The sequence below is a fragment of the Bartonella silvatica genome, assembly GCF_040545155.1.
In the GTDB taxonomy this organism is placed as follows: domain Bacteria; phylum Pseudomonadota; class Alphaproteobacteria; order Rhizobiales; family Rhizobiaceae; genus Bartonella; species Bartonella silvatica.
In genome coordinates, this window is the sequence record NZ_JBEPLI010000031.1 from 1 (window position 1) to 9,540 (window position 9,540).

7 protein-coding genes and 1 pseudogene are annotated in these 9,540 nt (G+C 38.0%); 4 read left to right on the forward strand and 4 right to left on the reverse strand.

Annotated features, from left to right (window positions below; all coding sequences use genetic code 11):
• A pseudogene (locus ABID23_RS07350) lies at positions 1-142 on the forward strand (ferredoxin--NADP reductase); the annotation flags it as partial.
• Here the strand turns inward: ABID23_RS07350 and eda are convergent.
• The gene (eda, locus tag ABID23_RS07355) at positions 115-783 is read right to left on the reverse strand and encodes a bifunctional 4-hydroxy-2-oxoglutarate aldolase/2-dehydro-3-deoxy-phosphogluconate aldolase (protein ID WP_354190779.1); all 669 of its coding nucleotides are present in this window, start codon (positions 781-783) and stop codon (positions 115-117) included. The pseudogene ABID23_RS07350 and the gene eda sit on opposite strands and share 28 nt — an antisense overlap.
• Positions 784-896: 113 nt before the next feature.
• Between eda and trhO the strand changes: the two genes are divergently transcribed.
• The 3 genes from trhO to ABID23_RS07370 all read left to right on the forward strand — a co-directional run bounded on the left by trhO (position 897) and on the right by ABID23_RS07370 (position 4,914).
• Positions 897-1,814 (forward strand): oxygen-dependent tRNA uridine(34) hydroxylase TrhO, encoded by a 918-nt coding sequence (gene trhO / locus ABID23_RS07360; RefSeq protein WP_354190781.1) that lies wholly within the window; start codon positions 897-899, stop codon positions 1,812-1,814.
• A 1,336-nt stretch (positions 1,815-3,150) separates the two neighbouring features.
• Positions 3,151-4,284 (forward strand): type III PLP-dependent enzyme, encoded by a 1,134-nt coding sequence (locus tag ABID23_RS07365; RefSeq protein ID WP_354190783.1) that lies wholly within the window; start codon positions 3,151-3,153, stop codon positions 4,282-4,284.
• 45 nt (positions 4,285-4,329) lie between these two features.
• On the forward strand, positions 4,330-4,914 hold the full coding sequence (locus tag ABID23_RS07370; RefSeq protein ID WP_354190791.1) for a GNAT family N-acetyltransferase: 585 nt from the start codon (positions 4,330-4,332) through the stop codon (positions 4,912-4,914).
• 1,168 nt (positions 4,915-6,082) lie between these two features.
• On the opposite strand, the gene ABID23_RS07375 is transcribed toward ABID23_RS07370, so the two are convergent.
• The 3 genes from ABID23_RS07375 to ABID23_RS07385 form a co-directional block, all read right to left on the reverse strand.
• Positions 6,083-7,654 (reverse strand): DHA2 family efflux MFS transporter permease subunit, encoded by a 1,572-nt coding sequence (locus tag ABID23_RS07375; protein WP_354190785.1) that lies wholly within the window; start codon positions 7,652-7,654, stop codon positions 6,083-6,085.
• Positions 7,655-7,675: 21 nt separating this feature from the next.
• The gene (locus ABID23_RS07380) at positions 7,676-8,770 is read right to left on the reverse strand and encodes an HlyD family secretion protein (protein ID WP_354190787.1); all 1,095 of its coding nucleotides are present in this window, start codon (positions 8,768-8,770) and stop codon (positions 7,676-7,678) included.
• 140 nt (positions 8,771-8,910) lie between these two features.
• Positions 8,911-9,303: a Fur family transcriptional regulator gene (locus ABID23_RS07385; RefSeq protein ID WP_354190789.1), complete on the reverse strand. Its 393-nt coding sequence runs from the start codon at positions 9,301-9,303 to the stop codon at positions 8,911-8,913.
• Between the last annotated feature and the right edge of the window lie 237 nt (positions 9,304-9,540).

Below are 9,540 nucleotides of genomic sequence, written 5' to 3' on the forward strand. Positions count from 1 at the left end.
TTCTCCCGCTGATGATCGCGTGATGATTTGTGGTTCTATGGCGATGCTAAAAGATTGTGCAAAAATGTGCGAGTCTTTTGGCCTTGTTGAAGGTATCAATAATTCTCCTGCCACTTATGTTGTAGAGCGCGCTTTTGTAGGAAAAGGAGAGGCTAGCTGTGTTGCTTCACGTGCTAATGTCGTGATAGTATCCCAATTACCTGTTGCAATAAGTTTTGTGGGCGCTATCCAAGAACCTCCAATGCAAAAAACATTTGAAAGCTGGAGCCATTGTGCTGCGTTTTTTTGTGTTATGCCCCCTGTTGGGCAAAATCGCACTTTAGGGAAGGGGGATGCTAAGGCTTGGATAAAGGGAATACTTCCTGCGGCTTCAGCAGGAAAAAATTTAAAATATGAATATCCCTTATCCCATGCTTGCATGAGTTCACTTGGTGTCATTATACTTGGAAGAAGAGGAATTTTACTGTTTTTTGCACAATCGATTAATTTGTTTGATAATCCAGGGCTTACGATGAACTGTGCTCCAGCACTTTCGGCTTGTTCATAGTGTGTCGTGTTGAGAATTGTGCCTGCCCCAACAGTCACTTCGGGCACTTCTTGTATAACTTCTTTTATTGCATTATATGCATCTGGCGTGCGTAATGTGATCTCAATGGTTTTCAGTCCGCCTTTGACAAGAGCACGGGCTAAGGGGATTGCAGTTTTCAGATCATCAATGTGTAAAACTGGTATGATGGTTTGTTCTTGGAGAAGCGATAAAAGATACGTTATTTTTTGGCACATGCTGTTTTTTCTTTAAAAGGTTATTTATTCATATAGTTTGATTAAGCACAATATGTTAAAGAGTAGATGAACAAACCTTGAAATTGAATGAAACGCGCGTTATGGCAAAAATTATGGAAAAGAATTTTAAAGTTGCTGCACTTTATTGCTTTGCAGATTTAAAGCATTATCGTCGATTACAGGAACCTTTGCGGAATTTATGTCAAGAAAATGGCATTAAGGGGACTCTGCTTTTAGCGCAAGAGGGCATTAATGGAACTGTTGCAGGGCCTGCTGCTGCAATTGAAACATTAGTGGATTTTATTACAGCTGAGCCAGCATTTCAAACGCCAGAGATTAAATATTCATGGGCATCAAAAATGCCTTTTCATCGTATAAAAGTGCGGTTGAAAAAAGAAATTGTAACAATGGGGGTTGAAGGTATTGATCCGTTAAAGGTTGTTGGTACTTATGTAAGCGCTGAAGACTGGAATGCCCTTATTCAAGATGAAGAGACCATTTTAATTGATACACGTAATGATTATGAATATGCAATTGGGAGTTTTAAGGGAGCCATTGACCCGAATATTAAAACATTTCGTGAGTTTCCTGCATGGGTGCGTAAGCATGGAGATGATTTAAAAAAGAAAAAGAAAATTGCTATGTTTTGTACGGGTGGTATTCGCTGTGAAAAGTCAACGGCTTATGTTCGTGAGTTGGGATATGAAGAAGTTTACCACTTAAAGGGTGGAATTCTAAAATATTTGGAAACTATTCCAAAAGAAGAAAGTTTATGGTGGGGGGAGTGCTTTGTTTTTGATGAGCGCGTTTCTGTTAAACACGGTCTTGAAGAGTGTGGACGTGAATTATGCCGTGCGTGTCGTTTTCCTCTTAATGCTGAAAGCAAATTATCACCTCATTATGAAGAAGGAGTCTCGTGTGATGCTTGTTATGATGTTCGTAGTGAAGCTGATCGGCAGCGTTTTCGTGAACGTCATAGGCAATTTCAGTTATCAAAATCGCGTGCAGTTGGTTCTCACAAAGAGTCCTAAAGCTATTATATATTGAGAGCTTGATTTTTTTTAAGAGAGATGCTCCCTTATTGGGCTTTGCAACTTTTAAAAGTATTTAGAGTCATATCTTTTAAAGAATGGAGGTTGCGCATTGTCTCACGCTTTTGTTTCTTGTGTTCTTTAATAAGGGGGTATGCTTCATATAAAATAGAACACTATTTTGTTGTTACCAATTCATAGGCTTGTTTTAAAGGAACATTTCTCAATATTTTCAGGTCTGTTTTGCAACAGTTTGTCTGTAAATAGTGTAACGATAAAGCCTCTGAGCACCATTATCTTTGCGCTTGTGAAGGTACAATCGGCTTTCCATTATTTTGCTAGCTTGTAGGGGGCATAATAATCTTTCATCAGAGACATTTTAGTCTTTTTTGTACAGTATTGTTCTTACACTATTCTTGCTTCTTATGTGCTAGGGTGTGTTTTCTTGCTTCAAGAAAAACATATTTGGAATGAGGAAATCTGGCAATATACGAAGCTATAATTCAAGTTGAGGCGATAGATTATTATAAATCATGTTGCTTTATAATAGTCGGTATTTTGTATGGATGGGAGATGTTATAGTTGGTGTTGGCCTATAGTGTTATAGATGTGGATAGGGCGGGCTTGTAGGGCTTTATCACTCTTTTTATAATAATATATAGGCTTGTGTGGTGAATGAATAGCTATATTACGCGACAAGGAAAAGAAGTCATTGTAAAGAACGATTGTGAATAAGTAACACAACAGCGTGTGTGCAATCATAAAAATTGGATCTTGTTAAAAAGATAAGGTATTTTTTTCTTGAAAAGACTGTTGCTTTTTTACGGCCATTTTAGCTTTAAAAATTAAAAAATGTTTAAAATAAAAAAAATGATTGAAATGCGTAAGAATTCGTTTTATATGGACTCTTGCCCAAAGTCGCGCGTGCCTGTGGGTGTCCGCTGGTTCTCGAATGGTGAGATTAACCGGTACGGTACCTGGAACTAACCGCTCCAGTCATTCTTGTGGCCAACCAAAAGAATGAGGACATCTTGAAGCAACGACGGTGCGGGCCTTTCTGGTGTCTTCCAGCTATCCAAATGCTGGGATAACTATAGAGGCACACCTCATTGCCTTCAGTGCGGAAGTGGTTTTCTCAACTCCAATCAAAAAGGCAGATTAAAGTAGGATAACGCAGTTTCTGTGTTGTTCTTTCGTTATGCGCAATATTGGTTTTTTGGTTATGAAAGTGATCAAAGTACTGGTAGTGGCTGCATGTATTTTGTCCTTTGGCTATTGGCGGCTCTGTGCTGTCGAGGCAGAGAGCAGGGTTTTGTTCCCTGAGGAGGATTGATAGATGGCGACGCAACGTATTCGCAATTTTCTCGCAACACATCGTTCTGAAGGTCCGTTCTTAGTTGTTGATCTTGATGTTGTCCGTGAGAATTATCTAAATTTTGAAAAGGCACTTCCACATTCTCGTATTTTCTATGCGATAAAAGCAAATCCAGCTCCTGAAATTTTGTGTTTGCTTTCTTCGTTAGGCTCGTCTTTTGATGCGGCCTCTGTTGCAGAAATTGAAATGGCTTTAAAAGCGGGAGCAACGTGTGATCGTATTTCTTTTGGCAATACGATTAAAAAAGAACGTGATATTGCTCGTGCATATGCACTGGGTATTTCGCTTTATGCTGTTGATTGTGTGGAGGAAGTTGAAAAAATTGCACGCGCTGCTCCAGGTTCTCGTGTTTTTTGCCGAGTCCTTACCGATGGGAAAGGTGCTGAGTGGCCATTGTCACGTAAGTTTGGTTGTGCTCCTGCTATGGCGGTGAATGTATTACGTCGCGCGCATCAATTAGGTTTGCAAGCACATGGCGTTTCTTTTCATGTCGGATCTCAACAGATAGATCTGAACGCTTGGGACCGTGCTTTATCAGATACTGCGACGGTTTTTAGGCATTTAGAGCAAGAAGGAATTTCATTGAAGTTGGTGAATATGGGAGGTGGTTTTCCAACACGTTATTTAAAAGATGTTCCTACAGAACAGGCTTATTGTACGGCTGTTTTTGATTCGTTGAAAAAATATTTTGGCAACCGTATTCCTGAAACAATCATTGAACCAGGACGTGGTATGGTCGGTAATGCTGGTGTTATTCGCACAGAGGTTGTTCTAATTTCTAAAAAAGCGGATAATGATAACGTTCGATGGGTCTATCTTGATGTTGGAAAATTTAATGGTCTTATTGAGACTATGGATGAATCGATTCGCTATCCTATTGAAACACCTTATAATGATAAGGCGATGGAGCCTTGTATTTTAGCGGGACCAACATGCGATTCGGCAGATGTCCTCTATGAAAAGATACCTTATTTATTGCCTTTATCTCTTACGGTCGGTGATGAATTGTTGATTCATGGCACGGGTGCTTACACAGCAACTTATGCATCTGTTGCCTTTAATGGCTTTGAGCCTTTGCGATCTTACGTGATTTGATTTTTTCTTTGTAACGGTCGAAGGTAGAGTGAGGTGTTGGCAAAGATGGGTACAGTTAACTTTCAAACAAAAAATGGTGTATTTTTTACACTTGTAGATGAACAAGTCGTAGATAAGCCACACCGAGAGCACTTACTTGATTTAACCTTGGGAAAGGGGCGTAAGCGTAAATCTTCAGAATTTTTACGTCGTGGTCGGTTGGCTGCAGATGGATTGTCTTTTGTTGTTAAAAATGAATTTGGTGAGCTTGTAGGCAGTGTACGTCTTTGGCATGTTCGATTTAAAAAAGGAAAAAATGGTATACGGCATGCTTTGCTTTTAGGTCCTCTGGCTGTTTTGGCAGAGTGTTCTGGTTTGGGAATAGGGTCAATTCTTATGCAACATGCCATTGAAAAGGCAAAAAAATTAGGGTATGGCGCCATTTTACTCGTGGGGGATGGTGCATTTTATCAGCGTTTTGGTTTTTCAAGCCGCTTGACTACAGATTTGGCAATGCCCGGTCCTTATGAAAAGCATCGTTTTCAAGCGTTGGAATTAATACCAGACTTTCTTTCAGCATGTCATGGTACCTTGATCCCTAGTGGAGAGCGCGAAGATTCGAATCGCTTTCAGCGTCATAAAGTGGCTTGAGAAGCTTATTTATTTTCAAATAGTTTAGCATTATGAGCAGACCGTTGTTTATTTGAGCAGGATATTTTTATGATAGTCCAGAGTTTTCAAGCCGTCTTATTGCAATGCATATACTTTTTGATTTTTGGTCATGTCAATTTATTTATTGAATGATGATTAATGTTTGCCTTGTTTAAAGGTAAGCCTACAAAAATATTAAAATCGTATATTATTGATATTTTTTGTTTTTTTCAATTGGTCATCTTGGAGAAGTATTTTTATTAGAAGATGATATGTAAGAAAAAGTAAAAACTGTTTGGAAATCATCATGTGCTTTATAAATTATAGTGCTAAAGGAGTTAATTGCTTTTATCATTATAATACATCGATAACGAAAGCAATTTATGTCCGTTTGTATTTTTGCGTTTTATGAAGCAAAAATAGTTATTTATTGAGTGGGGAAGAGGATAAGCATTTCTTTTGTTAAAGTGTTTTGTATTCTCAATGAGATAATATTCGCTTTGAATATGTCTATGGATATGCAAGTTGGCAAAAAAAGAAAATTGCTGCGCTTAATAGTTTTGAATTCAACCACAATAGAGAAAGTATCAGTGTTGGATAATGATAAACGAATCAACTTGTTATTATAATTAGAGGGGGAGAGATACTTTTAGAATTTTTATACAGTTTGAGTGCATGTTGAAATAGTAAAAATGGAGAAAATCTCGATATGAACTTCTTTAGATTTTAATAAAATAATTAAACTTACCCATTTCTTGTGTTTAAGGACAGTTTTTTATTAGAAGTTTAAATACTGTTATAGGGTTTTTCGTCATTTAAAGATGCTAATATTTTCTGTTTTTGAGATCAGAGAATCAAGCATTAAAAAACTTCTAAGAGAAATGATTATCTTGTTTAGAGTAGTCTAGGAACTTTTAAATTCTTTAGCTAGGATAACACCTTCGCCTATCTTCATTTGATAAATTTGCAATTACTCATTTATGTAAGGCGCATATTTAAAAACAGGTAAGTTTTTTACATTCAACAAGGATTATTATTGAGAATCATCATTCAAAATATAATTTTACACTATTTACGCTTATATGTTTGTAGGCAATCAAATTCTGGGAATGAGAAGAGTTAATTGATGAATAATGAAAAACGCTCTTCGATTTCTACAATATTAATTTCAGTGTCCTGGAGGAGTGTTTACAAGTGGTGGTATTTTTTTGAGAAAAATAGTCATAAATGCCAAAATACCAAAGATGATGGTTATGATAAAGAAAACATCACTAAAAGCCATAGTCATTGCTTGTATGCGTGCCATACCAGATAATTGAGAAAGAGCAAGAGTATACGAATCAAAGGTTTCTGTCTTGAAAAATAAAGTAAACTTTGAAAGTATTTCAGTTGCTTGTCTGTTTGTGTGGCTCAGTGTTTCGGCTACTCGTTCATAATGGAAGTCTGTGCGTTTTGTCATGAGAGTGCTGATAATAGCAAGCCCTACAGCACCACCAAGATTGCGTGTGAGATTAAAGAGTCCGGAGGCATTTTGCATGCGTTCTGGTGGAAGTGTTCCTAAGGCAATGTTATTAACAGGAACCATACATAACATTACAGAAGAACCACGAAAAACTTGCGGCCAAAAGAGTTGCCAAAAATCCCAGTCGTCTGTGATTGAGTGCGCCATCCAAGTTCCTATCGCAAAGCCAAAAAGTCCTATTGCCATCATCAAACGTGCATCAATTTTTGCTGAAAGAAATCCAGCAAGGGGGGCGGTTAATAACATAACGAACCCTGAAAGGAAAAGAGTTTCTCCTATCATAAGGGCGTCGTAGTGACGAATTTGACTTAAATAGACCGGATAAAGATATGTGAGCCCATAAAGACCTATTCCCAAAGAAAAGGAAAAAATGGATGCAGCAGAAAAATTAAAATTAGAAAAAGTCGTAAGATCAACAATAGGCTCTTTTACCGTAAATGCGCGCCAGAAGAAGAGGGCGGCAGACAAGATCATGATAATGAATAAGTTCCGAATCAGCCGATCATTTAGCCAATCATGACGTGCACCCTCTTCTAGTACATATTCTAAAGTTCCTAGAAAAACAGCCATAGAAATGAGCCCAAACCAGTCAAATTTAGCCATGAGAGATGGATTTGCTTTATCAAAATCAATCAATTTCCAAGCGAGAAGTGAGATAATAGCTCCGAAAGGTACATTGATGAGAAAAAGCCAGTGCCATGATAAGATATGACAGAGATAACCTCCGACCGTTGGACCAATAGTGGGTGCTAACGTTGCGACTAGTCCAACGATAGGGACAACAATTGGGCGCTTGGAAGGGGGAAAAAGTATATAAGAGGCGGAAAAAACACTCGGGATAATCCCTCCGCCAATAAAACCTTGCAATGCACGGTAGATAATCATCTCTCCAATAGATGTTGCTGTTGCACAAAGAACAGAAGTAATCGTAAATCCGATGGCTGATATGGTGAAGAAAACACGGGTTGAAAGCAATCGCGCCAAGAATCCTGAAAGGGGCAACATGATGACTTCAGCAATGAGATAGGAGGTTTGAACCCATGAAATTTCTTCAGAGCTTGCAGCAAGACCAGCCTGGACTTCGGCTAAAGAGGAGGCAACGATTTGTATATCCAAAATCGCCATGAACATGCCAAAGGCCATAACTATGAAAATCACAATGTTACGGACTTCTATACGCTCTTGAGAATGTGTGGACTCTATCCTTTGAGATGTCATAGTAGAATCATTTTCTTTTGTTTATAAGAGATTTTTATCTTGCGGTTTTGTTCGTGTATCAACTTCTACAGAGACACTCATTCCTGCTCGAATATGTCCGGTTTTTAATGCTTCTTCTGGAATTGAAATACGGACTGGAACGCGCTGAACAATTTTAGTAAAGTTTCCAGTGGCATTTTGTGGAGGAAGAAGAGAAAATACAGCTCCTGTTGCAGGTGAAATAGAAAGGACTATCCCTGTAAATACATCTTTCTTTAGGGCATCAACAGTAATGTAAGCTGTTTGTCCAGCATGAATATCTTGCAATTGTGTTTCTTTATAATTTGCTTCAATATAAAGTGCATGCACGGGAACTAATGCTGCAAGACGTTGGCCGTTCACAACAAAGTCTCCAGTTTTTGCGGTTAAATTTCCGATAATTCCATCAAATGGAGCTCGTATAATGGTTGAATCAAGATCACGTTGTGCTTTATCGCGTGTGAGTTCTAAACTTTTTGTTTGGCTTTCTGTTTCACTTCGTTGTGCTTCTAACACTTGGATATTTGCGCGTGCTGTTGCGATTTGGGCATCCGCACGGTTAACATTGGCAACAGCTTGTTCATAAGCTGATTTTGCATCATCAACATTCGATTGAGGCGTGTAGCGATTCTCTTTAAGCTCTACGGCACGTTTTAAGGTTAGTTGTGCATTGGTCGCTATGGCTGAAGCTGCATCTTTTTGTGCTATTGCTTCATCTAGAGCAGAGTGAGCAGCTTTAATTTGCGCATCAATACGTAAAAGCGTTTTTTTCTGTGTGTTGAGATGGGCTTGTGTTTGATCAAAGGCTATTTGATAATCACCATTGTCCAAGTAAAATAAGATATCATCTTTCTTTACAATTTGGTTGGCTTTAATAGCAATTTTCTCGATATATCCACTTAATTTAGTTGCAACAGCGGCTATATCCCCTTGCACATAAGCATCTTCAGTGGAGAGCATATAACGCCATTGCGTTATCCATCTATAGCTAAACCAGAGCAAAAAAAGCACAAGGACGACAAGAAGAATACGGATTATTTTACTTTTTTTTGTTCCATTGAAATGCCGTATTGAAACGATTGTTTCATAAAGGGACATGATCTTATGCTTTCAGTTTTATGTTAAGTAAAAGACTCATCCTTGCAGGAAGAGGAGGCTATGTAGGCCAGAATTACAAGAGCTTTCCAAGTACGGGAAGAGCATAATGCTAAATCTACAAACTTTCAAGTATAGAGATATTACTCCGTTGCGCAATTTTTGCAAATACCTCGTATTTCTAAAACACTTTTGTGCGCTTGGAATTCAGCTTTTTGAGCCATTTGTTTAAGAATAGATACAATAGCTTGGCTTTGTATTTCGTTTACTTCGCCACAATTTTGGCAAATTATAAAAGTTGTAAGTTCGTGTTGACAGTTTTCAGGGTGTAAACAAACCATAAAAGCATTTACGCTTTCAAGACGGTGAATACATTTCAATTGTACGAGTTTTTCTAATGCACGATAAACTTGTAGAGGGGCGCGAAGCCCTTCTTCGCGTAAGTGGTCAAGAATGGCATAGGCACTTAAAGGCCCTTTTGCATTTTTTAAAGTGTTGAGAACCAATGTTTGATTACGCGTAAGTTTAAATGACATAAACACTTTCCTGTTGCTTTATGGTTCCATTACTACATGAAAAATCATAAAGCTTGCTTTATATTTATGCAATGGTGAATGTAGATATGTGCTGTCACGCATTATGAATGCTTAGTATTTATTCTTTTGAGGAATTAGATTTATTTAAAAAAAAGATAAAAAATGATATTGACTCTTTGATTAAAAGGGGTCTATATATCGCGACGTGACGAGGGCAGTTTCTGCTTGCGATGGTTG

Excerpts from the sequence above, each read along its gene's own strand:
- eda (WP_354190779.1), bottom strand. The coding sequence starts at position 783 with ATGTGCCAAAAAATAACGTATCTTTTATCGCTTCTCCAAGAACAAACC.
- trhO (WP_354190781.1), top strand. The coding sequence starts at position 897 with ATGGAAAAGAATTTTAAAGTTGCTGCACTTTATTGCTTTGCAGATTTA.
- ABID23_RS07365 (WP_354190783.1), top strand. The coding sequence starts at position 3,151 with ATGGCGACGCAACGTATTCGCAATTTTCTCGCAACACATCGTTCTGAA.
- ABID23_RS07370 (WP_354190791.1), top strand. The coding sequence starts at position 4,330 with ATGGGTACAGTTAACTTTCAAACAAAAAATGGTGTATTTTTTACACTT.
- ABID23_RS07375 (WP_354190785.1), bottom strand. The coding sequence starts at position 7,654 with ATGACATCTCAAAGGATAGAGTCCACACATTCTCAAGAGCGTATAGAA.
- ABID23_RS07380 (WP_354190787.1), bottom strand. The coding sequence starts at position 8,770 with ATGTCCCTTTATGAAACAATCGTTTCAATACGGCATTTCAATGGAACA.
- ABID23_RS07385 (WP_354190789.1), bottom strand. The coding sequence starts at position 9,303 with ATGTCATTTAAACTTACGCGTAATCAAACATTGGTTCTCAACACTTTA.